Origin of the sequence: Enterobacter sp. TMH.L2 (assembly GCF_050847315.1) — a bacterium.
Lineage (GTDB): Bacteria > Pseudomonadota > Gammaproteobacteria > Enterobacterales > Enterobacteriaceae > Cedecea.
Genome location: NZ_CP193791.1, coordinates 3,496,042 through 3,517,248 on the forward strand (window position 1 = coordinate 3,496,042; position 21,207 = coordinate 3,517,248).

The 21,207-nt window shown below is 53.6% G+C and carries 20 protein-coding genes; 15 read left to right on the plus strand and 5 right to left on the minus strand.

Annotation, left to right across the window (positions count from 1 at the left end):
- Position 1 precedes the first annotated feature (1 nt).
- Genes tssK through ACREYP_RS16885 form a run of 5 tightly spaced genes read left to right on the plus strand, consistent with a single transcriptional unit; the run spans position 2 to position 9,028 of the window.
- Positions 2 to 1,354 carry a type VI secretion system baseplate subunit TssK gene (tssK, locus tag ACREYP_RS16865; RefSeq protein ID WP_336818535.1) on the plus strand — a complete coding sequence of 451 codons (1,353 nt, stop codon included), beginning with the start codon at positions 2 to 4 and terminating at the stop codon, positions 1,352 to 1,354.
- A complete protein-coding gene (locus ACREYP_RS16870) occupies positions 1,354 to 1,965 on the plus strand; it encodes a DotU family type IV/VI secretion system protein (protein WP_008455949.1) in 612 nt (203 codons plus the stop codon). The genes tssK and ACREYP_RS16870 overlap by 1 nt, the downstream gene beginning before the upstream one ends.
- A 5-nt stretch (positions 1,966 to 1,970) precedes the next feature.
- On the plus strand, positions 1,971 to 5,381 hold the full coding sequence (locus tag ACREYP_RS16875) for a type VI secretion system protein (protein WP_336818534.1): 3,411 nt from the start codon (positions 1,971 to 1,973) through the stop codon (positions 5,379 to 5,381).
- 18 nt (positions 5,382 to 5,399) lie between these two features.
- A complete protein-coding gene (gene tssH, locus ACREYP_RS16880; RefSeq protein ID WP_336818533.1) occupies positions 5,400 to 7,925 on the plus strand; it encodes a type VI secretion system ATPase TssH in 2,526 nt (841 codons plus the stop codon).
- Complete coding sequence (locus ACREYP_RS16885) at positions 7,922 to 9,028, plus strand: VasL domain-containing protein (RefSeq protein ID WP_336818532.1); 1,107 nt, start codon at positions 7,922 to 7,924, stop codon at positions 9,026 to 9,028. The genes tssH and ACREYP_RS16885 overlap by 4 nt, the downstream gene beginning before the upstream one ends.
- Before the next feature lie 401 nt (positions 9,029 to 9,429).
- Here the strand turns inward: ACREYP_RS16885 and ACREYP_RS16890 are convergent, their stop codons facing one another.
- Positions 9,430 to 9,771 carry a DUF1294 domain-containing protein gene (locus tag ACREYP_RS16890; protein WP_008455939.1) on the minus strand — a complete coding sequence of 114 codons (342 nt, stop codon included), beginning with the start codon at positions 9,769 to 9,771 and terminating at the stop codon, positions 9,430 to 9,432.
- 319 nt (positions 9,772 to 10,090) lie between these two features.
- Here ACREYP_RS16890 and ACREYP_RS16895 point away from each other — a divergent pair, with 319 nt between their 5' ends.
- Positions 10,091 to 10,375 carry a hypothetical protein gene (locus tag ACREYP_RS16895; protein WP_008455937.1) on the plus strand — a complete coding sequence of 95 codons (285 nt, stop codon included), beginning with the start codon at positions 10,091 to 10,093 and terminating at the stop codon, positions 10,373 to 10,375.
- Positions 10,376 to 10,406: 31 nt separating this feature from the next.
- Here ACREYP_RS16895 and ACREYP_RS16900 read toward each other — a convergent pair whose 3' ends face one another.
- Complete coding sequence (locus tag ACREYP_RS16900; protein ID WP_336818531.1) at positions 10,407 to 11,693, minus strand: DUF445 domain-containing protein; 1,287 nt, start codon at positions 11,691 to 11,693, stop codon at positions 10,407 to 10,409.
- Positions 11,693 to 12,601, minus strand: a complete 909-nt coding sequence (locus ACREYP_RS16905) for a LysR substrate-binding domain-containing protein (protein WP_336818530.1) — start codon at positions 12,599 to 12,601, stop codon at positions 11,693 to 11,695. Before ACREYP_RS16905 ends, ACREYP_RS16900 begins: the two co-directional genes overlap by 1 nt.
- A gap of 163 nt (positions 12,602 to 12,764) precedes the next feature.
- Between ACREYP_RS16905 and ACREYP_RS16910 the strand changes: the two genes are divergently transcribed.
- Together ACREYP_RS16910 and uspG are read left to right on the plus strand one after the other, a co-directional pair.
- Positions 12,765 to 13,538, plus strand: coding sequence for an SDR family NAD(P)-dependent oxidoreductase (locus ACREYP_RS16910; RefSeq protein WP_008455930.1), 774 nt, complete (start codon positions 12,765 to 12,767; stop codon positions 13,536 to 13,538).
- Between the two features lie 187 nt (positions 13,539 to 13,725).
- On the plus strand, positions 13,726 to 14,157 hold the full coding sequence (gene uspG / locus ACREYP_RS16915) for a universal stress protein UspG (RefSeq protein WP_008455928.1): 432 nt from the start codon (positions 13,726 to 13,728) through the stop codon (positions 14,155 to 14,157).
- A gap of 44 nt (positions 14,158 to 14,201) precedes the next feature.
- Here the strand turns inward: uspG and ACREYP_RS16920 are convergent, their stop codons facing one another.
- Together ACREYP_RS16920 and ACREYP_RS16925 are read right to left on the minus strand one after the other, a co-directional pair.
- A complete protein-coding gene (locus ACREYP_RS16920; RefSeq protein WP_008455925.1) occupies positions 14,202 to 15,587 on the minus strand; it encodes an amidohydrolase family protein in 1,386 nt (461 codons plus the stop codon).
- 49 nt (positions 15,588 to 15,636) lie between these two features.
- On the minus strand, positions 15,637 to 16,242 hold the full coding sequence (locus ACREYP_RS16925; RefSeq protein ID WP_008455923.1) for an ankyrin repeat domain-containing protein: 606 nt from the start codon (positions 16,240 to 16,242) through the stop codon (positions 15,637 to 15,639).
- A gap of 178 nt (positions 16,243 to 16,420) precedes the next feature.
- Between ACREYP_RS16925 and ACREYP_RS16930 the strand changes: the two genes are divergently transcribed.
- The 7 genes from ACREYP_RS16930 (at position 16,421) to ACREYP_RS16960 (ending at position 20,980) form a co-directional block, all read left to right on the plus strand.
- Entirely contained in the window at positions 16,421 to 17,350 is a 930-nt protein-coding gene (locus ACREYP_RS16930) for a LysR substrate-binding domain-containing protein (protein WP_008455922.1), read from the plus strand.
- An 89-nt stretch (positions 17,351 to 17,439) separates the two neighbouring features.
- The gene (locus ACREYP_RS16935; RefSeq protein WP_336818528.1) at positions 17,440 to 18,021 is read left to right on the plus strand and encodes a DUF2239 family protein; all 582 of its coding nucleotides are present in this window, start codon (positions 17,440 to 17,442) and stop codon (positions 18,019 to 18,021) included.
- Positions 18,018 to 18,359, plus strand: a complete 342-nt coding sequence (locus ACREYP_RS16940) for a GIY-YIG nuclease family protein (protein WP_336818527.1) — start codon at positions 18,018 to 18,020, stop codon at positions 18,357 to 18,359. Before ACREYP_RS16935 ends, ACREYP_RS16940 begins: the two co-directional genes overlap by 4 nt.
- Positions 18,343 to 19,224: an alpha/beta fold hydrolase gene (locus ACREYP_RS16945; protein WP_336818526.1), complete on the plus strand. Its 882-nt coding sequence runs from the start codon at positions 18,343 to 18,345 to the stop codon at positions 19,222 to 19,224. The genes ACREYP_RS16940 and ACREYP_RS16945 overlap by 17 nt, the downstream gene beginning before the upstream one ends.
- Positions 19,225 to 19,328: 104 nt before the next feature.
- Positions 19,329 to 19,679, plus strand: coding sequence for a DUF1330 domain-containing protein (locus tag ACREYP_RS16950; RefSeq protein WP_202801389.1), 351 nt, complete (start codon positions 19,329 to 19,331; stop codon positions 19,677 to 19,679).
- 217 nt (positions 19,680 to 19,896) lie between these two features.
- Entirely contained in the window at positions 19,897 to 20,619 is a 723-nt protein-coding gene (locus ACREYP_RS16955) for a dienelactone hydrolase family protein (protein WP_008460545.1), read from the plus strand.
- Positions 20,620 to 20,728: 109 nt separating this feature from the next.
- The gene (locus ACREYP_RS16960; protein WP_008460543.1) at positions 20,729 to 20,980 is read left to right on the plus strand and encodes a DUF1158 family protein; all 252 of its coding nucleotides are present in this window, start codon (positions 20,729 to 20,731) and stop codon (positions 20,978 to 20,980) included.
- The last annotated feature ends 227 nt before the right edge of the window (positions 20,981 to 21,207 follow it).

The following is a 21,207-nucleotide window of genomic DNA, read 5'->3' on the forward strand; positions in this document are numbered from 1 at the left end:
CGTGTATCCAGAACTTCAACAGATCTACTGGTACTCCGGCGTGTACCTTCAGCCACAGCATCTACAGTCGGTCGATTTACACCACAACTATATGTTGGCGCGGCATCGCCAGCTGTCGCAACCCTGGAACACCGGCCTTATTCACTGTGATTTCAATCCTGAAACACTGGTGGACTTCACCCTCAAGATAGACCGATTGCAGGCTATATTGCCGTCCGGTGATTATCTCGAATATCCCGGAAATTGCTTTTTACAGCCTCGCATGTTCCGTGAAGCCTGGAAGCAAATTGAAAAACCCTTCACGCTTTGGCTAGCTTTACGCCGGTTCGATCCAGGCCATGTCAATGTTGGGGACTCCCCCAACAGTCGATGGCTAAAACCTCGCCAGGAAGATGTCATGAAAGACGTTTACTTCAACGGCCCGGAATGTAGCGTATCCCGAATTTTATATAATGTTCAGATCCTTAGTGACGATGAAAAAGCCTCCGTCGTCGACTGTGAATTTTTACCTTTATTAAGGCTTCGCTATGAAAATGACAGGGTAGTCATCGATCCAAACTTTGCTCCTCCCGTAATCACGCTGAATGGGTCGCCGGCGCTAAAAACGCTCCTGGACGGTCTGTATGCTGAACTGGCTAATCGCGCGCACCAGCTAGCGGAGTACAAACGTTCGGATCAGCTCAAAAACGCCAGCTCGGGGGACATGACTCAACTGCTGGTCATGCGTTCATTAAACCGCGCTCTTCCTCTGTTACAGCATTGCTGCCGCGTATCCTCCATGCATCCATGGCACATTTATGGGCAGCTGTTGCAGCTTATCGGTGAGCTCTCCAGCTTTAGCGAGCAGTGTTCTTTCAACGGTGAGTGGGAAGGTGAAACCCCTTTACTGCCGTACGACCATTTCAACCTCTGCGCCTGCTTCACCAGCGCCAGAAAATTCATTCTTGCCCTTCTGAATAACCTGACGTTAGAAGACAACACCTGGGTGTCGTTAGTTGCAGACGAGCAGCGCGTTTTTTACGGCGATTTGCAGGCATTACCGTGGGAAAAAACCGGCAATGTTCTCTTAATGCTGAGTTCAGAAACCGCGTCCAACCCGGACAGTTCAAACTTTAAAGTTGCCGCAAAATCGGCCATTCACACCTTGATTCAGCATGCCCTACCGGGCATTCCAGTTTCCCGGCTAACGCCAACCCCACGAGGCGTACCTAACCGTAAAGATGCTTTCTACTTCATGATACAAAAGCAAGATGACCTATGGAAAAGCATTGAAAATCAAAAAAATATTGTTTTTTACTGGGATGACGCTCCCGACGATCTTGTGGTTCAGGTGATTTTTATGGGGGCGGAATAATGCAGCTCCTTGACAGCTATCTTCCGGTATTCAAGCAGGTATTACATATCACGGGGGGAAACGAGCTGACCGACTATGAGCAAAGCCGTCAGCTCTGCATCAAGCTGTTCGAAAAAGCAGAACAGGACGCTGCGTTACAGGATACCTGCGGGGATGAAAAAGAAGCGGCACGTATCGCCGTTATCGCCTGGCTGGATGAAGCCATTCTCAGTTCTGACATTCCCTGGCGGCATCACTGGAGAAGTGAGCTGCTGCAGCGTAAGTATTTAAATATCACAACGGCAGGAGAACTTTTTTTTACTCAGCTTGAGAAGCTTAACCCCGCGTATGGCCAGGCACGCAAAGTGTTTCTCTTTTGCCTGCAGCAAGGTTTTCAGGGCCAGTACAGCACGTCTGAAGACAAACAGCCTCTTCATATCGTGATCGAAGAACAGCGAAAACTTTGCTTGCCCGAAAAATGGCAAAAATGGCCGAATGAGGCGGAAATCATGCCGGAACGAATGCCAAAATCCACCTCCATCTCCCAGCGGCTGCGCCCGCTTCTTTTGGCCGCGCTGGTCGTATTCCTGCTTTATTCGATTCTCTTTTTCGCCCTTTACGATATGTCCTGAATACTATGCTTAAAAAATTAGCGTGTTTTACCGGCTGGCTGCTGGTTCTTTGTTTCTCGGTTTTATTTAGCTTTACCCTCGGCTTATGGCAAAACTGGAGTACAACCTCAATACTGGTCTTTTGCCTGTCAATGCTGCTCATTACCGTCTTGTTATGGTGCGCTGGGCATGGCCTTGTTCTGATAATAAAGGGCAAAAAAGGGCGACGCCTCTTTGAAAAATATCGTCTTTCCCGCCGTGAATTTGTGCTGAAAGCGCACTGGAAAACCGGGGCCAGCATTATCAAAGGGGCACGCCGTCAGCGAGAGACAGTCCCGCTATATTTGATATTGGGCGATCGCTGCGGAAAGAGCACGCTGTTGGCCAGCGCTGGTTTGCCAACATTTTATAATAGCGCCGATGATACCGAGATAAGACCAACCAGAACGCTGCGCTGGTGGTTCTTCCGCCAACTTTGCGTCCTGGACGTCTCCAGTAATTTTCTCTCCGGTTCACCAGCTATCGCCCAGGCATGGAAAAGGCTGGTGCAATGGTGCACAAGCATGCCAGCCCCCGCAGGCGTGATTATTGCGATTCCGGTAACTTCGCTGCTAAACCAGGATCTTAGCGCATTGCATTCACTTATCCGCCAGCAAAGAGCGCTTCTCGAGCCGCTGGTTCGTCGTTTTGGTGAACAGCTGCCGCTGCATATTTTAATTACCCAATGCGATCGTTTTCCCGGCTTCAGCCTTTGGGCTCAGCAGCTCTCCTCTGAGCAACGCCTACAGCCGTTGGGCTACACATGGAGCCAACCCCCGCATATAGATGGGCAAGATGAGCAGATCCTGCAACCGCTGTTTTCAGCGTTAAGACAGGGTATGTCACACATCAGGCTCAGCATGGGGCGCTCTGACGGTCTCACGGCAACTGAATACGCCACGCTACTCGACTTCCCGGAAGCGTTCTCCCGGCTGGAGCCTTCACTTTGCTATACCGTGGCGTCTTTGTGCGAACCCAACGCGTATTTTCGACACACCACTCTCAGCAGCATATGGTTCTGTGCGACGGAACCTTTAGAGGAAAATCGCAGCCGCCGGACGGGGCTTTTTATTCATCATCTACTGGCCCACCATTTAAAAGATCTTGGCCTGCGTCGGGGCAATCAACACTGGTTCCAGCGCTCCCATGCCAGAAAAATATGCTCCGTTGCAATCGCATTTATCGCAGTTTGGATCACGGCCAGCGCGTGGCTAAGCTTTGACTATCTAAACGCCAAAGCCCCCCAACAGTCCCCCGATAGCCTGGCGGCATTTTTAGCCAAAGATGAAGCGCGACATTCTCTTTCCCCTCGCTATCTGCCGTTTTTGCCTTTACTTGAGCAGCGGCGAGAGAAAGCAGAAACACGTTTAGTGCAGTCGCCATCCAGTAAACGTCAACCAGAGGCTGCTCTGGATGCCTATCAATGGCAGGTATTACGTGCGGCCCCTGAAGAGCAGCGAGCTCTTATCCTCTCCCTGGCCAATGCGGTAATTACCTGGCAGCAAATGCGGGCTGGCGCCACGCTTGATGAACTGCAAAAAAACGCATCGGTAAAAGAAGCCTTGCTGCAGCGTGATTACCCACAAACGCTCTCTCCGCTGACTGTTATGGCGATAGAACGCCACTTCATGCGCAGCCCGGACGGCGAAAAGTGGCTGCATACGGCCCAACGGCTGCTGGAGAGTTTAGTGAATCACGATCCAGCTCTGCAGTGGCTCGTTGCACCTGGCGCTATGCCATCCCCACTTCAGGCAGCGGCCTGGTGGCCGTCGCTCTCCGATTCGATAGCGCTCTCAAGTCTCTGGACACTCGAGGGTGAAAAAACCTATTTCGGGTGGATAAATACCCTGGAAAAAGCGGTCGCTCATCCCCTGCCTATTCTTACGCAGGAAAAAATGCGATGGCCGGCACGGCGACAGGATGCCTGGCAGCGATATCTGATTGAGGTGAGCGCCCATTTGTCTCCTACAACGCCCTCAAAGGTGTCGCATCCGCATCTCATCGCAATGGGGCAAAATAAAAGTGCGGCGATGCAATTTATGCACCGCACACTGAACGAACTTCAGGGCATAACGGCTGCCCAGGCGCAGCCATGGCTGCAAACGCTTCGCCAGCTTCAGCAACTGTCAGCCGATGCAAACACCAGTGCCATGGTACGCCGTACCAGGCAAATAGACAGGCAGGTTCGCCAGTCTTTTATCGCCTGGCTACAAGGCAGAAAAGATAACAACATCCCCGGCGGTTCCGCGCCCGCCGATCGGGCATGGCTTCACTGGCAGGACGTTCGAAACAAAGCCGTCAAAGAGGCCGTATCACAGGGGATCCCTGACGCACACCTGACCCGAGCCCTTTTTGCAAAAAATGATAACGGTGACGGTAATCCGCTAACCGATTTATTACCGGCTCTCACCGCGCTTCAGGAACACCTGACACCTCAGAATACCGACGCAGGAATCAACGCCGTATGGCTGTTTTATCAAAATGATGCCCGCCGCTTAGCGGCGAATGCCATCCATCAGAGCGCCTGCTGGCTTAATGAACAATGGAAACGATCTGTCATCTGGCCCCTGGGGAAAAATAACGAAACCCGTGACTACGAACAGCAGCAGGCGCTAAGCCAACAGCTGGTAGGCGATTTTTTGCGTGGCCCCGCCAGCCCTTTCCTCGCAAAAGCTAAAAACGGCCTGGGGGCAGTCAGTTTTACCGGCATACAGGCTCCTCTGACCGAGGAGTTTATTCATCTCGTCAGGCACAATTTTTCGGCAGAAAAGCTTCTGGAAGTTCAGGACCGGCAATCAACGCGAGACGGAGACCAAATGGCGGCGTTGGTGGCAAAAGTGGCCACCCTGGAAGGCGAACAAACCACGCTGTCGAAAAAAATCTGGAAGCTCAATGTCGCCAGTATGCCAGCCTCCGTGCCAGGTGGCGCACAGCTAGTGCCTACCGGTACGCAGCTAACGCTGAGCTGCCAGAAGGGTGAACAGAAATTTCTCAGCATGAACTTTGCCGACAAACATGACTTTAGCTGGCAGCCCGGCCAGTGTACCGACGTCACTGTCAGCGTCATTTTCCCTGGGTTCACCGTCCACCATCGCCTTTATGGCGAAGACGCCTGGCCGGCCTTCATTCGCCGCTTTAATTCCGGCGAAGCATTATTCCAAAGCGATGAATTTGGCGACGATGAAGACTTGCTCAAACAGACCGGAATCAAACATCTGCTGGTGCGGTTTGCCCTCTCCGACACGAACCAACTGGAAACGGCCTGGCAAAGCTGGGATGCCCTGGCGCAAAACATTGACAGTCTTAACACGCAAATTGCCGACCTTGCCTTTCGTTCAGAAACACAACTTAGCAACCCTATTTCAGCGCTGCCCGGCGATATCGCTCAGTGCAATTAATACCTGATGGGAGAAATGATGAACCATTATTTAAAATCTATTATCAGCAGACTTAATACCGATACCCGAGCCGCGCTCGATACTGCCGTTAGTCATGCAGCCTCCCAGCAGCATACGGAGGTGACGCCAGAGCACCTGCTGCTGGCTATCATTCAGCAGCAAAGCACCTTATTTGAAACGCTAAGTTTGCAAACAGGTTTACCCGTCAGCCAGTTATTCAGTGCGCTGCAACATGCGCTGACCCAGGCGAATAAAGCGCAGGTGCCCACGCCGGTATTTTCCACCGAGCTGGTAGAGTGGTTAACGAATGGGTGGATGCTGGCCAGCGCACGGTGGGGAAGCGGCACACTAACGCCTGAAGCGCTAATTGCCAGCGCTTTCAGCGATATAGTTAAACCGCTTTTCACTAAACAGGTTCAGGATGCCCTGCACTGCGAATCGGACAAAGTTAATGAACTTCTTCGTGCTTCTTCGCCAGCCAGTTCCCAGCCAAATAATGACCACCTTGCCACGCAGTCTTCACTGAAAAAATATACCCGCAATCTGAGCGAATTGGCCCAAAAAGGTGCCCTGGATCCCGTGCTCGGACGTGAATCTGAAATAAGGCAAATGGTCGATATCCTGCTGCGACGCCGGCAAAACAACCCGATTTTGACGGGCGAACCGGGCGTGGGTAAAACAGCTATCGCCGAAGGGCTGGCGCTACGGATTGCCGAGGGCACGGTGCCGCCTGAACTGAGAGCGATGGAAGTTCTGACCCTGGATCTTGGGTTGCTGCAGGCCGGAGCCAGCGTAAAAGGAGAATTTGAAAACCGTCTTCAGGCATTGCTAAAAGAAATCACGCGTGCCCCCAAACCCATTATTTTGTTTATTGATGAAGCCCATATGCTGATTGGCGCCGGTGGCCAGGCGGGTCAGAACGACGCGGCCAATCTCCTGAAACCCGCCCTGGCTCGCGGCGAACTGCGCGTGATTGCCGCCACTACCTGGGCTGAATATAAAAAGTACTTCGAAAAAGATGCCGCATTAACCCGCCGCTTCCAGGTTGTCAAAGTCGCAGAACCTGATATCGAAAATGCGACAACCATGCTCAGAGCAATGTCTCCGGCAATGGAGCAACACCACGGTGTGCCCGTATTAGAAAGCGCGATCCATGCGGCGGTTACTCTTTCCAATCGCTATATCGCCGGGCGGCAAATGCCGGACAAGTGCGTCAGTCTGCTGGATACGGCCTGTGCCCGAGTCGCCGTGTCTCAAACCCACGAACCCAAAGAAATTGAAGCGCTCAACGTCCAGCTACGGGCGATTAGCAGTGAATGTGAAGCCCTGAGACGAGAAGACACAGCGCCAAAGCGCCTTGAAATATTGACGCGGCAAACCACAGAGTTAACGCAAAAGCTTGAAGCCCTTACCAAGGAATGGAGGGAACAAAATGACCTGGTTCAGCAATTGCTGAACAGCAAAGATGCCGCATTTATTTCCCACGGCCGGGAGAGACTGTCGGCCAGACATCAGCAACATGCCATGGTATTTGAATGTGTCGATGCGACCTGCATTGCAGATGTAGTGGCCGACTGGACGGGCATTCCACTAGGGCGAATGCTGGAGAAAGAGCATCAGCAAATCGATGCTTTATTTGAGCGACTGGCCGGAAGAGTGATTGGTCAGGATCACGCTCTCAAACAGATCGCGCAGCAGGTACGAATCAGCCGGGCAGGTATGGGGGACCCGCTCAAGCCAATGGGGGTCTACATGCTGGCAGGTCCATCCGGCACGGGAAAAACGGAAACCTCGCTTGCGCTGGCCGAATTGCTGTTTGGCGGTGAGGAAAGCATGGTGATCATCAATATGTCCGAATACCAGGAAGCGCATTCAGTTTCCGGCCTGAAAGGCTCCCCTCCAGGCTATGTCGGCTTCGGCCAGGGTGGCGTACTTACTGAAGCTGTTCGTCGCAATCCCTACTCTGTCGTCTTGCTTGATGAAGTAGAAAAAGCCCACCCGGACGTTATGGAGCTATTTTATCAAATCTTTGATAAGGGCCAGATCGAGGACGCAGAAGGCCAGCAGATCAACTTCCGCAATACGCTGATTATTATGACGTCCAACCTCGCCAGCGAAACGTTGATGGCAACCTATGATTCAGGGGAAATCAGCCCTGAGGCGCTGTGTAATGCCATTCGCCCGGAATTTGAACGCGTATTTAGCCCGGCACTCATGGGGCGCATGACGCTGACGCCCTATCTGCCGCTCTCTTCTGACGCGATGAATGAAATCATTGGTCTTAAATTGCAGCGTTTGTGCCAGCGATACCAGAAAGCAGCAGATGCCTCCGCGCAGCCGGGTTACAGCAAACGAGCCGTCAGTTGGATTGCCGAGCGCTGCCGAGTGGCTCAAAGTGGTGCCCGCGATATTGATCAGGTTTTGAATCAGCATCTGCTCCCGCTGATGGCCGACAGCGCATTGCATGGCGCGCCGGGAATCCCCTTAAGAATCGACGTCAGTAAAAAAGTCCTCACCCTGCGCGCAGAGAAGGTCACAACATGAGCGAGTCCATCCATTCTGAGCATACCCGCACGCTGAAAATTAACAGCCACGATCCGCGTGGCCATCATACTTTTCTCCAGTTCAGCAACGACATGCACCGCTGGAAGATTTATTCAGACGACGGTAACTGGTGGAGAGAACGGGAAAAGGACTGCAATCAGCTATTCCAAAAATTTGGCTACGACCTTCAAATTGGGATGTGGTACTGCCTGATTGCCTGTCAGCGAAATGGCTGGAAAGGTGTTGCCAGTGCAACCCAGGTCTTTACCAGTGGTTTTGCCAAACAGCATCCTCCCTGTTGGCCTCCCCTGTCAGCGCTCGATCTGCGTCGCCAAATGATCGATAGCTACTGCCGGTACCTAACGCCGTTAATTTATTGCCTTCCGCTACAGACGGACAACATCCCGGCGATGGAACAGTTGCTAATGTCATCGGGGATGTTAGAAGCCCAGGCCGTTGAGCTGCAATCTTCCCAGGGAGATGTTTTTCGGCAGCTCTCACTGTGGCTGGAGATGAACATCAAAATGCTCCAGCAGCAAACCCAGCAGAGCAAACCCGCCGTACCGGCAGCGCCAAAGCTGGAACCCACGATAACACACCTGCAGCTCCCCGAATCCCGGCCATTAACCTGGCCCAATAAGCTTTGCTGGAGTGCAGCTGGCGCAGCCTTTGCACTTTCCATTTTGTCCCTCTACCAAAGTGCCGATAATCCAGACGTACTGCGAGTGACCAACAGCATCTGGCAAGATAATCCGTTGGTCACTCAATGGAAAAACAAGCAGGAAATTGCCAGCAAATCTGCGCCGGCTAATACAACCTATGAAGAGTTGATTTCACAGCTTACAGCCATTGAAAAACGACTTTTAGAGGCGGAACAAAAACGAACCTCCTATATGACTATTTCCGAGTTAAAAACGGCAATATATCAATTACGTGAAACAGTTTACCGGCAGAGCACTATGGTAGAGAATCAGCTCAATCAGATCCAACGTTTAAAAGATAACGACAGGCAGATACCACCGGCGCAACTGTATGCGCTATCAGCCAAAATAGAAGGATTGAAAAGTAAATTCTTGCTATTGAAAATGGAAGATGGAATTTAATTAATAAATAACACTCAAAAAAACCCTTAATTTAAATAGCGTTAAGGGTTTCTCAGTGTTCAGATTATGAATATTTATCAACGCGCATTCATTCAATACGCTCCCTGCAGCAAGAAAGATAAAAATGCCATGTATTATCCACATGGCATTTAGCTTTCTTAATTTATCCTGCTTTATGCTTCAACCGAAAACATTCACCGGCAACATTAAAAATATACACATCCGGGCGTAACGTAGATAATATTGTTTTGATTCTGCTTTCCGCGAACAAGACAGGTATTTGCCACGTCATCCGCTTTTTCGGCATTCGGCCAGATGTAATGCTTCCCCCGGCAGCTAAACTGCCCTGACATCACCTCATCCCCGGCGTTTATCGCTTTCATGAACATACAAAATTAATATTACCTGGGTAAATAAAACTCATATGCCACGACAATAACGGCAATTAAATTTATTATCACAGTAATAAAAAACCAGCGTCTGAACGGCTGTTTCTGAGTTTTATGGCGAAAACTTTGCTGAGCCAGAATCGCCCCGGGCCAACCGCCCGTCAGCCCAAAGAGAAGCAATGTTGCCTCCGGCACGCGCCGCCAGCCTTTTACCGCAGCCAGTTTGTCAGCACCGTAAACCAGCAGCGTGAGCACATTCACCAGTACAAACCACATGCCCAAAGAGTGAGGCATAAAAGTGCTGCCCAGCGCGGCGAACATCAGAAGACAATAGCAGAAATGGTTAAGGGTCATCAGTTACCGCAGTAATATCCCATTGAAAATAAGACGAAATGATACCTAAAAATTGTTCATGGGTCCTGCCGGGTTATTGGGCGGTTCAGTCACTTAATAAATAACGGCCATTATCATTAGCGAATTAATTATTTCACAAGAAACATATTCACTGTCTATCTTATTGAATAGTTTGATATCGTCGGTAAGCAATTGTGGCAAATGACACGCTCTTTTACTTTTCCTCGCCAGCGCATATTTCTCGCCGCAGTAGACTTATCGGTACCGCCATCTCCTCCGGAGCTGGCACCCAAAACGCTAATGTCAGCAGGTGAATAACATGCATAAAGCCATCAAAATGCTGCTTGCCAGCTCGATTTGCTTGCCTTTATTCGCCGCAGCGGCCGACCCCGTCATTCCCTGGGCCGACAACAGCGGTGGAACAGAAAGCCAGCACATCGCCGCCATGGGGCAAAACCTTAACGGCCAGCATCAGGCCATCAGCAAAACGCAGGAAGGTGTCTGGGCGGATAACAGCGGTTCGATAGGCGCTGACGAACAGGCTCTAAGCAGCAGTAAACCCGCTTTTGCCGGTGACCCAAAACTGATGCCTCATCAGGGCTAACCACGCTGCACAGGGCTTTGCGCCCTGTGCCTTAAAACCGCAGCCCCCAGCCCTCAATCACGCCCGGCAATTGTGAAAGTAAATAGAGCACCAGTCCGACCGAGCCCCCCACCAGAGTGCCGTTAATGCGAATGAACTGCAGATCTTTGCCGATGTTGAGTTCAATCTGCCGCGACATGTCTTTTGCGTCCCAGCTTTTCACCGTGTCGGTAATGTGCCGGGTGAGAAAAGCTGAGAAATCCGGCGCGATATGCCGGGCAGCCTGCTCAAGGTGCTCATTCAGCGAGGCCCGCAGCGAAGCATCGGCCGTTAGCGTTTCCCCGAGCCATTGCCCCGCTTCGGCAATGCGCTTTTGCACCCGCGAATCATCGCGGGCGATATCTGTTTTCAGCCAGCCCCGCAGGTCATTCCAAAGCTCGCCGAGGTAGAGATTAAACTTCTCATCCTCCTTCAGGTAACTTTTGATCGTTTCCGCTTTAGCCGCCATTTCCGGGTCATTTTTCAGGCTGTCGATAAGCCGCTGCACGGCGCGATCGAATGCCCGGCGAAGCTGATGCGTTTTGTCCTGGCTCACGTCATCCAGCAGAGAGTTAACGGCGTCGGACACCAGCTCTGCGCTTTGCTCGCCCAGCCATTCGGTGGGCAGCACTCTGGCCTTAACCGGGTGCTCAGTTTCCAGCCAGTGGACGATCTGGCGGGCAATAAATTCCCGGCTGGCCGGTTTCTCGAGCAGCGCCAGCAGTTGAGCTATGACCGAGTCGAGCAAGGCCTGATGACGGTTGTTTTTGGTCAGGCTTTCCAGCAGCAGCGCGCTGGAATAACTGAGGTCGACTTTATCAATAGCTTTGTGCACCGCCCGGCGAATCAGCCCCTGAATCCGCGTGTCATCGGTCAGAGACAGCCAAGCCTCCATCACCTTGAGCATATGCCGCCCTACCTGCTGAGCATTTTCGGGCTGCCGGAACCAGCTCCCCATCATCTGCGCCGGCTCATGGCGACGAATCAGGTCAATCAGCGACTGGGTATCCAGAAACTTTTCCTGCACGAACTTGCCGAGATTCTCGCCGATACGGTCTTTATTACGCGGAATAATGGCGGTATGCCGGGCGATAAACGGGATCGGTACGCGGCGAAACAGCGCCACCACCGCAAACCAGTCGGCCAGGGCGCCGACCATCGCCGCTTCAGAAATTGCTTTCAGGCCGCTCACCCAGAAATTAGGGGGCAAGAACAAAGTGGCGACAAACGTCGCGGCGGCAATCAGCAAAAGTGAGAGCGCCAGGCGTTTGGCGCGCTTTAATTCGATGAGTTTTTCCATTACTTAAGCGTAGCGCCCGTCTCTGCCACCAGCCAGTCATGGAACAGCGTCACCTCCGGGCGTCGACTGGAGCGCTCTGAACGCACGATAAAATAGGACCAGGTCAGCGGCCATTTGTGCTGCGGGAAAAGCTGGCGCAGCTGCCCAAGATCGATTAGCTGCTGGACCAGCGCTTTGCGCACCACCGCCACACCACGCCCGCTTAGGGCTGCCAGGATAACGGCCGACGTAGAGTTAATGTGCAGGCCGTTTTGCTCACACAACGCCACGCCAATGTCCTGAGAAATCGTTTCCCACTCCGGGAAATTCGCCCCGGGATGCGGTGTATCATCATAAATAAGCTTCTGTTTCGACAGCCAGTCAGCTTCGGTGACGCCAGTCAGCAAATGCGGACTGCAGACAATCACCGCCTCTTCGTCCATTAACCACGTTGACTGTAAACCGGGCCAGCTGCCGGGACCACAGCGTAGGCCGACATCGGCCTCGCCGTGCAGCACATCGGTCAGTTTTTCCGTGACGTTAAGGCGCAGGTCGATGCTGTCATGCTCCTCGGAAAAGCGGTTGAGGCGCTCCATCAGCCAGTTCATCATCAGTACCTGAGAAGCGGTAATCACCACCACCGCGCGGGCTCTGGCACCTCGCAGCTTATTCAATCCCTGCTCCAGGCTGTCCAGCCCAACGGTAATGTCCTGCAGCGCCTCCCTTGCTTCCTCCACCAGCGTAAGTCTTTCTTTTCCGCTGCGCGTGCGGTGCAGCAGCGGATGGCCGACCCACTCTTCCAGGGAACGAACAAGCTGCCCCACAGCGGCGGGCGTTACGCCCAGCTCTTCCGCCGCGCCGGTAAAACTGCCGTGGCGCGCCGTGGCTTCAAAGGCGTGCAGCCATTTCAGGCGATTCAGCGATCTCATATTTTCTCTTCGACAAGGACGACATACCGACAAGATAGTTTTTCTTTCTCGATATGCAAGTTCTTATGCTTCGCCAGGCCGAAATAGGTTTGGCATTCTGTCGCCATTCCGAAGCGCCAGGCAGGCTGCTTCACCTTATTAAGCAAAGAGAAACGAGGTCATCATGTCTACATCATTCGCAGGTAAGAAACTTTTAGTTGTTGGCGGCACCAGCGGTATGGGTCTGGAAAGCGCCCGTCAGGTGCTGGAAAACGGCGGGAAAGTTGTGCTGGTCGGGAATCGCGCGGAGAAAGCCGAACAGGCACGCCAGGCGCTGTCTGCCCTCGGGGAAGTGTCCGTCATCGTCGCAGACCTGATGAGCAGCGAAGGGATGCATAAAGTGATGGACGTGATTAACGCCGAGCACCGCGACATCAGCCTGCTGGTGAACGCCGCCGGGGTCTTCTTCCCGAAAGCCTTTACCGAACACGAAGAGGCGGATTACGACATGTACATGAACATCAACCGCGCGACCTTCTTCATTACCCGCGAAGTGGTGAAAAACATGGTTGCCGCCGGCATCAAAGGCTCAATCGTCAGCATCGGTTCCATGTGGGCGCAGCAGGCCATCGGCGCAACACCATCTTCCGCCTACTCCATGGCGAAAGCCGGTCTGCATGCGCTGACGAAGAATCTTGCCATTGAGCTGGGTTCGCACGGTATTCGCGTCAACGCGGTTTCTCCGGCCGTGGTGCATACGCCAATTTATGAAGGCTTCATTCCTAAAGAGGATGTGGCGGGCGTGATGGGCAGCTTTGATAGCTTCCACCCGATTGGCCGCGTAGGTACACCACGCGACGTTGCCGAAGTAGTGAGCTTCCTGCTGTCCGACAATACCACCTGGGTGACAGGCGCCCTGTGGGACGTTGACGGCGGCGTGATGGCGGGTCGTAACTAGGCGCGATCGCCCCTCACCTCAGCCCTCTCTCCAAAGGGGGAGGGAGAAAATAAAAGCCTGGGAAACATTGGTTATCCCCTCTCCCTTCCAGGGCGAGGGGATAAATGCCTTATTTCCCCGCCAGATCACGGCGAAACCGCATCGTTAGTGCCAGAATGGTTGAAACGTTACCAAAAGGAGCTGAACGATGTATAAAACCATCTTAATGCCGGTGGATGTTTTTGAAATGGAGCTCACGGATAAAGCTATTCGCCATGCCGAATATCTGGCGAAAGAGTCTGAGGGCACAATCCACCTTCTGTACGTTCTGCCTAAATCCCCGCTGTTTAATACCCACGGTTTTTCCTCTGACATCCGTAAATTCGACGAATACCTGAAGAAAAACGCCGAAGAAAAGATGGAAGAATTGCGCGGGCACTTCTCACTGCCTAAAGAACGCGTCGTGCTGGAGATTCGCTACGGCTCGGTGAGGGACGAAGTGAACGAAGTCGCACAGGACATTCATGCGGATGTGATCATTGTAGGTTCGAAGAACCCGTCTATTTCCACCCACCTGCTCGGCTCCAACGCTTCCAGCATTATTCGCCATGCCCGCTTCCCGGTCTTTGTGGTTCGGTAAAGTGTCAATAAATAGCCTGCTTTTGCAGGCTATTCTACCTCGGATTAAATCACGCTTCCCCAGACTAAATTGCCCTGATGGAAGGTCGCGGTACGCGGCGAAATACGCGCCACCGCTTCCGCTGAGCATGATGCATCCACCAGCACAAAACTCGCCTCATCCTGCGCCTTCGGCCACACCTGTTTACCTTTATCATCCAGCGGCAAAACATTGCCGGTGGCAATGGCCAGCGAACGCGACAGGCTAAACTCGCTCGGGCGAACGTAGAGCTGCGCATACAGGTTGGCTTTTTCCAGCATGTCGCCTAGCCCGTACGGCGACCAGTGATCGATCACGCTGTCGGTGCCGGTCATCACCAGCACGCCTTTGTGCTGGAGCTGCTTCAGCGGCATATGCAAAGTCCCGATGGGCACCGTAGAAGCGAGACTGATCTGCTGGGCAGCCATGCGCGTGGCAATATCATCCACCTGCTGCGGCGTAAGGGTCGCCAGTGCAAAACCGTGGCTGATGGTCAGTTTTCCCTTAAGCTGCGGGGTTTTCTCAACCGTTTCCACCATGTAATTCACCGCCGCCACGCCCGCCGGGCTGGTTTCATGCAGGTGAATATCCACGCCTTTGTCGTAATCAAGCGCTATCTGGAACATGGTATCAAGGGATTTCTCCATCGCGCCATCCACGTTGGTTGGATCCAGCCCCCCTACGTAGTGGGCCCCGGCCTGCATCGCTTCGCGCATCAGCGGTTCAGATTTTGAAAGCAGCAAGCCATGCTGCGGAAACGCCACAATTTCACAGTTCAGACCTGACTTTCTCTCCGCCAGCACCGCCTGCAGGTTTTCAAGGTTTTTCAGCCCGGAAACCGGCTCAATGTTGCAGTGGCTACGGGCAATCGTCGACCCTTTGGACTGGATAAGATCGATAAGCTTGCCGGCGCGCTCGCGGGTGTAGGGCTGCAGCTCCGGCAGAATTTTACGCTCCCAGGCAATCATATCCATGATGGTGGTACCTTCCGGGCGGTTATGTACCTGCCACGGGCCGCCATAAAACGTCTTGTCCAGATGGATGTGCATATCACGCATCGCCGGCAGCAACAGCTTACTCCCGGCGTCATAGCTGTGCAGCGTGCCGTCAGGGTGCGATTTATTGGCACGAACTGCCGCAATTTTGCCGTCTTTGATTTCTAACGTGTGCAGTTCGGTGCGGGTACTGACGGCGGTTTCGCCTTCATAATTAAACCCGGTTTCCAGCAGCACATTGTCGAGGTAATAGTGTTTTTCGCTGATAGCATTCATTTGGTGGCTGCTCTCACAGGCGGTTGCAGGTGTTTTCACGGCCCAGGCTGCGGTGCCGCTAGCCCCAAACAGCGCGCAGGCTGCGGCGACCTTGCCGCCTCCGCTAATAAAGTCGCGACGGCTTTTCTCAATCTCAGTCATTATTATTTTTCTACCCAGAGTGTGATGGTGGTTGTCAGGCATACAGCGGCTAAGCGCCCGCCTCTCTCAGCAATTGAGCGATTTCGCGGTAGCCTTTTTCTTCGGCCAGTTCCCGCGGCGTTTTACCGTATTTATCCGTCATGTGCGGGTTGGCGCCGTGTTCCAGCAGCAGCGAGATAATCTCCTGCTGCTTTTTGCCGCCGTCGTTCAGCACGATAGCCTCAAGCAGCGGCGTCCAGCCGAGGAAGTTGGTGTGATTGACGTTAATCTCGGTATGCACCAGCAGCTCGCGCACAATCTCGACGTGGCCTTTCTCGCTGGCAGGCGTAATACCCACCCCGCCAAAACGCGTTAAGCGAGTCAGGTCAGGCTTCGCGGGTAGCAACAGGCGCAACAGCTTGAGATCGTTATTCAGGCAGCTAATCAGGAAGGGATTAAAGCAGGTTTCATCCTGCTGATTAATGTCCACACCCGCCTCAATAAGCAGCGCCACGCAGTCATATTTTTGGTTCAGACTGGCGATGGTGATGGCCGTTCTGCCCTGCCGGTTGGTGACGTTAATATCCACGCCCTGCGCCACGCATGCTTTCAGCGTTGACACGTCCCCGTTCAAAGCCGCCGTCAAAAACCCGGTTATCAGCTCGTTGTCAGACATCATGTTCTCCTGTCGTTCGCGGTTATGGTCGAAATTCGAGAATAACAACGCCCTGGCGGGAAAAACATCCGCTTAAAAAAGATTCATCGCTGATGCCGCTATTGTTGAATGTGTTTTAATAATCTTTTTCAGAATGTGTCAAACTCCCCGCATCACGCGTCATCGAAGGGAGCCCGGAATGCACTCCATCTTTACCGAAGAGAACCTGCAGGCTTTCACCTGCGCCGCCCGCTACGGCAGCTTCAGCCGGGCTGCCGAAGAGCTGGGCGTGACCACCTCCGCCATCAGCTACACCATAAAACGTATGGAAACGTGGCTCGATGCGCCGCTGTTTATCCGCAACACCCGCAGCATTGAGCTGACCGAATCCGGGATCTATCTCTACCGCAAGGCCAGCGACTTGTTGAATGATTTTCAAGGGATCCGGCGGGGCATTGAGACCATTTCGCAGGGCATTGAAGCGAAAGTCAGGATCTGCATTAACCATCTGCTGTACACGCCTCAGCACACGGCCAGACTGCTGAATATTTTGAAAAAGCAGTTTCCCGGCTGCCAGATTGCCGTCACCACCGAGGTGTACAACGGCGTCTGGGATGCGGTGCTCAACAATCAGGTGAATATTGCCATCGGCGCGCCGGATGCGCTGCTGGGCGGGGGCGGCATTGACTACACGGAGATTGGCGTTATCCGCTGGGCGTTCGCTATCGCGCCAGATCACCCTCTCGCCGCGGCACAGGAACCAATCCCCGAAAGCCAGCTCAGGCTGTATCCGAATATCATGGTGGAAGACACCGCCTCCACCATTAATAAAAAAGTGGGCTGGCTGCTGCACGGCCAGGAAACCCTGGTGGTACCGGACTTCCCGACCAAATGCCAGTGCCAGATTTTAGGCGACGGCATTGGTTTTTTGCCGGATTACATGGCGCGTCGCGAGGTAGAAAACGGCCTGCTGGTGACCCGCCAGGTCCATAACCCACGCCAGCATTCCCGCATGTTGCTTGCCACACAGCACGCGGCGACGGGTCAGGTTACTCGCTGGATCAAACAGCAATTTCGCCCCGGCGGCGTGCTCGCAGAGCTGTATCAGGACTTGATGCACCAGGCCTGACCTCACCCACCTATTTTACCCGGGTATAATTGACAAGGTCGGGCTACCCCGATAGGCTACTATTTTTACCCGGATAAAATAGGTCACCCATGTCTTCTGTCACCCTTACCGCCTTTATGCAGCGGCAGTTGATTGCCCACGGCAGCCTGAACGAACTGTTGCGGCAGCTAAAGGCCACGCCAATCGGTAACGAGCCGGTGTTTATCTTCCATGACCAGACCGGCAAACGGCTGGATATCCACGTCCACGGGGACGAAGCCAGCGCCATTGCGGCTTACCCCGAGTTGGCCGAACAGCTAACCGAAGAGACCGCTGCGGTTAAAACTCGCGGCAGGCCTAAGCTTGGCGTATCGGCGAAGGAGGTCACCCTGCTGCCCCGCCACTGGGAGTGGCTGGCCACGCAGCCGGGCGGCGCTTCTGCAACCTTACGTCGACTGATCGAACAGGCCAGAAAAGCCAGCGAACCGGCGGACAACAAGCGCCGCAGGCACGAAAGCGCCTACCAGTTTATGCACGAGGTGGCGGGCGATCTGCCGGAGTATGAAACTTGCCTGCGCGCGCTGTTTGCCGATGACGAAACGGCCTTCAACGCCGCGATGGAAGGCTGGCCGCAGGATATTCGCCGCTATGCGGCAACGTTAGCTTTTGGCAAGCAGGAGTCCAAAAAATGACTGAGACACTAAGCAAAAAAGATCTGAAGCAGAGCTATAAAGACAGCCCGACCACGGCGGGCATCTATTTGATAGCCAATACGCAAACCGGCCATAAGCTGCTCGCCAGCGCCGCAAACGCTCAGGGCGTGTTAAACCGCCATCTGTTTGAACTGAAGTTCGGGCAGCACCGCAATAAGGCGCTGCAGCTGGCCTGGAACCAGTATGGTGAGTCCGCTTTCGAGTTCACCGTGCTTGAAAAGGTCAAGCCGGATGAGCAAAACGTTAAAGCCGCGCTGGAAAATCTGCTGGAAGCCTGGCAGAAAAAAATGAGGATCGCCCATGAACACAGCGACTAACCTGCCGGTCTCCCTCTACTTCGACAGCTTCGGTGATAAAAAGCACCCGGCAATAGTCCTGCTGCCGGGGCTGGGAAGCCAGAGCATCAGTTGGTCGCAGCGTTTTTGCCAGCGGCTGGCCGACGCTGGTTTCTATGTTTTACGGGCCGATAATCGTGACTGCGGGCTGTCCCCCTCCTTGAACCACGCGGGCGTGCCCGACCTGCAGGCGCTCTCCCAGGGCCAAAGGATCCCCATCGCCTATACACTCCGGGACATGGCGGCGGACGTTGCCCTCACGCTGGACAACGCCGGTATTCCGGCGGCGCACATTGCTGGGCGCTCTATGGGCGGCATGATTGCCCAGCTGTTTGCCGCGCAATATCCGCAAAAAACGCTGTCTCTGTGCGCTATCATGTCCAGCACAGGCAATCCTCAGCTTCCGCCTCCGGCCCCGGATGTGATGGCAATGCTAATGGGGCCTAAGCCCGATCCGCATTCGCACCAAAGCGCCTGGCTTGAGCAGCAACTCGCGTTCTTCAGGCGCATTGCCTCAACGCACCTCCCGTTTGACGAGGAGTACTACACGGCGCTGCTACAAACCTCGCTGGCGCGCGCCAGTTCTATGCCAGGCATGCTGCGTCAGATTGCAGCGATGGCGGCCACAGGCGATCTTCGTCAGGAGATAAAACAGATCGTAGCCCCCACGTTGGTGCTTCACGGCACTCACGATCCCCTCTTCCCCGTAGAAGCCGGGCAGGACATTGCCGAGACGATCCCCGCCGCAAAATTGCAGCTCATTGCAGGCATGGGGCATGAAATTCCTCCTGCGCTGGAAGAAGACGTGGCCTCTCTGCTTCTCGCTCATTTTGCCGCTGGAAAATAACAGGAATAATTATGGTCACGTCCTCAAACACGACTCCTTACCTGCAGCCCACCCCGCAGGCCGCGCGACATTTTGTGATGAAACAAATTTACGGGGAGGTTTATATGCTCAACCTCCTGCGTTTTAGGGCAATGGCGGATTACTCAGCCACCCCGGAATTAATGCCGCTTAGCCCGATTAGCGGCGCGGAAGCTTTTCAGCGCTATATACAGCACACGCTGCCGTTTTTACGCCAAAGCGGCGGGGACATTATTTTCTTTGGCGCCGCAGACAGCTGGCTGATTGGCCCGCAGGATGAACGCTGGGACTGCGCCATGCTCGTGCGGCAGAGCAGTGCCGAAGCTTTTCTGGCCTTCGCGAATAATGAAGCCTGTATGCAGGGAATTGGCCATCGCACGGCGGCGCTGGAAGACTCTCGCCTGTTACCGATGACGCAGCGTGATGCCCTAATGTGAATAAGGCCTGGAGATAGAATGGATATTCCCTGCCCGAACATCGTTAATTACAATTATTCACATAAATTATTTATCGCTAACAAATAAACGTTTTTTAAATTAAATTAAATAGCATTTCATGCGCTTGTAAATTTAATAAATTGCTAATTTGTTAGCATTATGAAATTAATTAGACTTCACCTGCCGACCAATAAATTTTATTTAGGGGTTAATTCTGATGTCAGAAATTATTTCAACACCCGTTACTTATCAAGTCGAGAATCAAACCTTTGAAAGCGTACTGGTCTACCAGGAAAACCAGAGCGCTGCGCGGCCCGGCGTCCTGATCGCACCTAACTGGATGGGCGTGAGCACTGGAGCGGTTGAACAGGCCAAAGGGATCGCCGCCCAGGGCTATGTCGTGCTAGTCGCCGATCTCTATGGCCAGGGCAAGCGCCCTACCAACGCCGATGAAGCCGGTGCCCTGATGATGGGCGTGAAGGACACCCCGGCGGAAGTAGGCCGTATGCAGGCCGCGCTGGACACGCTTGCCACGCAGAAAATTGCCGCCGTCGACGGCAGCAAACTGGCGGTAGCGGGCTTTTGCTTCGGCGGGCACTGCGCGCTGGAGCTCGCAAGAAGCGGCGCGGATATTAAAGCGGCTGTTTCCTTCCACGGCACGCTGAATACCCTAAAAACCCACGCCGCCGGAGAGATCAAAGCCTCTATTCTGGTGCTGGACGGTGCGGAAGATCCGCTGGTGCCGCGCGAGCAGCTGAGCGAGTTTGTCAGCGAAATGAACGCCGCATCGGTAGACTGGCAGCTGGTGAGCTACGCCGGTGCCGTGCACTCGTTTACCGACCCGGGCGCGAACGTTGAAGGCGTCGCGAAATACCACCCGGAAGTGGCAAAACGCGCTTTCACCCAGATGTACACGCTGCTGCAAAACGTTTTTAACTGATGATGATGGCCTCTGTTCGCAGGGGCCGCTTTTTTACCCTTTCTCAAATGGTTTACACTTGGGTGCACTTTCCCGGACAATAGCCTTTTAACTTCAGGCTAACAACGTCATGAACCATCCACATCAAGCGCTGTTGAGCGCGGGCGGCATTTTGCTGCTGGCCTTTCTGTCATGCCTGCTGCTCCCGGCCCCGGCGTTAACGCTGACGCTGGCACAAAAGCTGATAGACACTTTCCACCTGGTCGACCTTAGCCAGCTTTACGTGATCCTGTTCTGCATCTGGTTCCTCGCTTTGGGCACCATTGAATATTATCTGCTGCGCTTTATCTGGCGCCGGTGGTTCACAATCACCCGCATCTGACTCAACGCCTGCCTCGTGCCGTTTCCCTGATAAACGGCACCGCCTCTAACCACGCCGCTTTACTCCCCTTTTCTCTGCCCCAGGCACACGCCAGTGTTATCTCCGTCAAATAACCACTAATACCAAAGGGGTAATCACCTACCCAATGTTTATCGAATTGATTTCACGCAATATCTGAATGGCTATAGCTGCTATTTTCGCCCGTACTAAAAACGTCATAACAATGA

Coding starts and splice junctions, on each gene's coding strand:
- ACREYP_RS16870 (WP_008455949.1), top strand. CDS start 1,354: ATGCAGCTCCTTGACAGCTATCTTCCGGTATTCAAGCAGGTATTACAT.
- ACREYP_RS16875 (WP_336818534.1), top strand. CDS start 1,971: ATGCTTAAAAAATTAGCGTGTTTTACCGGCTGGCTGCTGGTTCTTTGT.
- tssH (WP_336818533.1), top strand. CDS start 5,400: ATGAACCATTATTTAAAATCTATTATCAGCAGACTTAATACCGATACC.
- ACREYP_RS16885 (WP_336818532.1), top strand. CDS start 7,922: ATGAGCGAGTCCATCCATTCTGAGCATACCCGCACGCTGAAAATTAAC.
- ACREYP_RS16890 (WP_008455939.1), bottom strand. CDS start 9,771: ATGACCCTTAACCATTTCTGCTATTGTCTTCTGATGTTCGCCGCGCTG.
- ACREYP_RS16895 (WP_008455937.1), top strand. CDS start 10,091: ATGCATAAAGCCATCAAAATGCTGCTTGCCAGCTCGATTTGCTTGCCT.
- ACREYP_RS16900 (WP_336818531.1), bottom strand. CDS start 11,693: ATGGAAAAACTCATCGAATTAAAGCGCGCCAAACGCCTGGCGCTCTCA.
- ACREYP_RS16905 (WP_336818530.1), bottom strand. CDS start 12,601: ATGAGATCGCTGAATCGCCTGAAATGGCTGCACGCCTTTGAAGCCACG.
- ACREYP_RS16910 (WP_008455930.1), top strand. CDS start 12,765: ATGTCTACATCATTCGCAGGTAAGAAACTTTTAGTTGTTGGCGGCACC.
- uspG (WP_008455928.1), top strand. CDS start 13,726: ATGTATAAAACCATCTTAATGCCGGTGGATGTTTTTGAAATGGAGCTC.
- ACREYP_RS16920 (WP_008455925.1), bottom strand. CDS start 15,587: ATGACTGAGATTGAGAAAAGCCGTCGCGACTTTATTAGCGGAGGCGGC.
- ACREYP_RS16925 (WP_008455923.1), bottom strand. CDS start 16,242: ATGTCTGACAACGAGCTGATAACCGGGTTTTTGACGGCGGCTTTGAAC.
- ACREYP_RS16930 (WP_008455922.1), top strand. CDS start 16,421: ATGCACTCCATCTTTACCGAAGAGAACCTGCAGGCTTTCACCTGCGCC.
- ACREYP_RS16935 (WP_336818528.1), top strand. CDS start 17,440: ATGTCTTCTGTCACCCTTACCGCCTTTATGCAGCGGCAGTTGATTGCC.
- ACREYP_RS16940 (WP_336818527.1), top strand. CDS start 18,018: ATGACTGAGACACTAAGCAAAAAAGATCTGAAGCAGAGCTATAAAGAC.
- ACREYP_RS16945 (WP_336818526.1), top strand. CDS start 18,343: ATGAACACAGCGACTAACCTGCCGGTCTCCCTCTACTTCGACAGCTTC.
- ACREYP_RS16950 (WP_202801389.1), top strand. CDS start 19,329: ATGCTCAACCTCCTGCGTTTTAGGGCAATGGCGGATTACTCAGCCACC.
- ACREYP_RS16955 (WP_008460545.1), top strand. CDS start 19,897: ATGTCAGAAATTATTTCAACACCCGTTACTTATCAAGTCGAGAATCAA.
- ACREYP_RS16960 (WP_008460543.1), top strand. CDS start 20,729: ATGAACCATCCACATCAAGCGCTGTTGAGCGCGGGCGGCATTTTGCTG.